General features: G+C 57.2%; 2 protein-coding genes. One reads left to right on the top strand and one right to left on the bottom strand.

The genetic code is table 11. The features are described from left to right. A partial coding sequence (locus GSQ79_RS30395; protein ID WP_368669963.1) for a hypothetical protein occupies positions 1-57 on the bottom strand: 57 nt, incomplete at its 3' end. A gap of 566 nt (positions 58-623) precedes the next feature. On the opposite strand from GSQ79_RS30395, the gene GSQ79_RS21095 reads away from it, so the two are divergent. Continuing rightward, positions 624-1,016: a hypothetical protein gene (locus tag GSQ79_RS21095; protein WP_158810754.1), complete on the top strand. Its 393-nt coding sequence runs from the start codon at positions 624-626 to the stop codon at positions 1,014-1,016. Positions 1,017-1,304 lie beyond the last annotated feature (288 nt).

Here is a 1,304-nt window from a genome sequence, read left to right on the forward strand (position 1 = left end):
CTTCGCCTGCGGCGCGTCGTTTGTCGACCGAGCGCGCGTCATCGAGGGCCGCGTCATTGAGGAAGACGATCGCGTTGTAGGCGGGATTGAATTCCGCAATGCGCGCGAGATACGCCTTGGTCAGGGTTTCCGAAGTGAACGTGCCACGCGCAAAGCCGGCCTGAACTTGCTCGACCGTCAACTCGGTCAGGTCGATCATCTCCGAAGCGTCGTTAGTCATTCTATTTCCTTCAGATTCATCATCATGGATCGTCGAGAGCGGTTTTACGATCCTCGTGCGTGGCGGTCGATGCCAATCGTCATATCCGCGATCTTCATTGGCTTCCGCCATGTCCAGCTTAGCAAAATCGCGACCAAGCAAGCGGTTGGGGCTCACCGCAGACGCCAGTCGTCATTCGTAAGGTTTGCCTCATCGGTCTCGCTGGGAGATCGAGGGCAACCCGTATAAACGACCGACCGCTTAGTAGCACCGTCAACGTGAGTCAGCAGGTCTGGAATGGCGCAGTGCCGACCGGCAGCATTAGTCACGTCTTGGCCGGAATCAGAACGCAGGTGTCTGGGACGCTACCTTGCTTAATGACATAAACTGAACCTACGGTACGCCTTCCAAGAGAGGCCATGCCGTGAAACTCGCGATCTATTTCCTGCTTTTTCTAGCTCTTATGAGCCCGATGGCGGCACTGGCCGCACCTCGTGGTATGGGGGGCATTTTTCAACGTACGGGTCCGGAAGCAGAGACCCTCATGGTTCAGCCTGACGGGCATGGGTTCCACATTGACATGTCAGTCTCGTCGCCCGAATGCGCCGGACGCATCGTTGGGCAGGGTACTGTAACGGACAAGCAGGAGGTCACGCTGCAATCGGTCCCCGAATATGCAGGACAGACGATCTGTTCAATCCGATTGAATTACGTGAAGGGCAACAAGGCAGTCGACCTTACCGAAACAAGTTGTGGCTATTTCCATGGGATCGCTTGCGATTTTAACGGTCACCTGACGCGCTCCGACCGTCGCTGAACGGCGACATAGCAGGCACGCGTGATCGCGACATTACGAAAGCAGGCTGCGACCAGCCTCTTGAAGGACTCTGGCCGACCTCTTCTGCATACGATGAAACACGAAGGTCTTGGACTGTGTCTGATCTGACCCCCGCACGCGGCATAGGACGCCGTGCGGTCGACGCCATCGTCTTCACGGCGAGCGTGGCTCTTGTTGTTGCCGTTGGCCGCGAGGTCACGCGAAGCCTCGACTGGCGTGCCCCCCTTGAAGTGGTCCTCCCTGAAGTATGGCATTTTGCCATGAGGA

The sequence above is a fragment of the Beijerinckia sp. L45 genome, assembly GCF_009765775.1.
Classification (GTDB): domain Bacteria; phylum Pseudomonadota; class Alphaproteobacteria; order Rhizobiales; family Beijerinckiaceae; genus RH-AL1.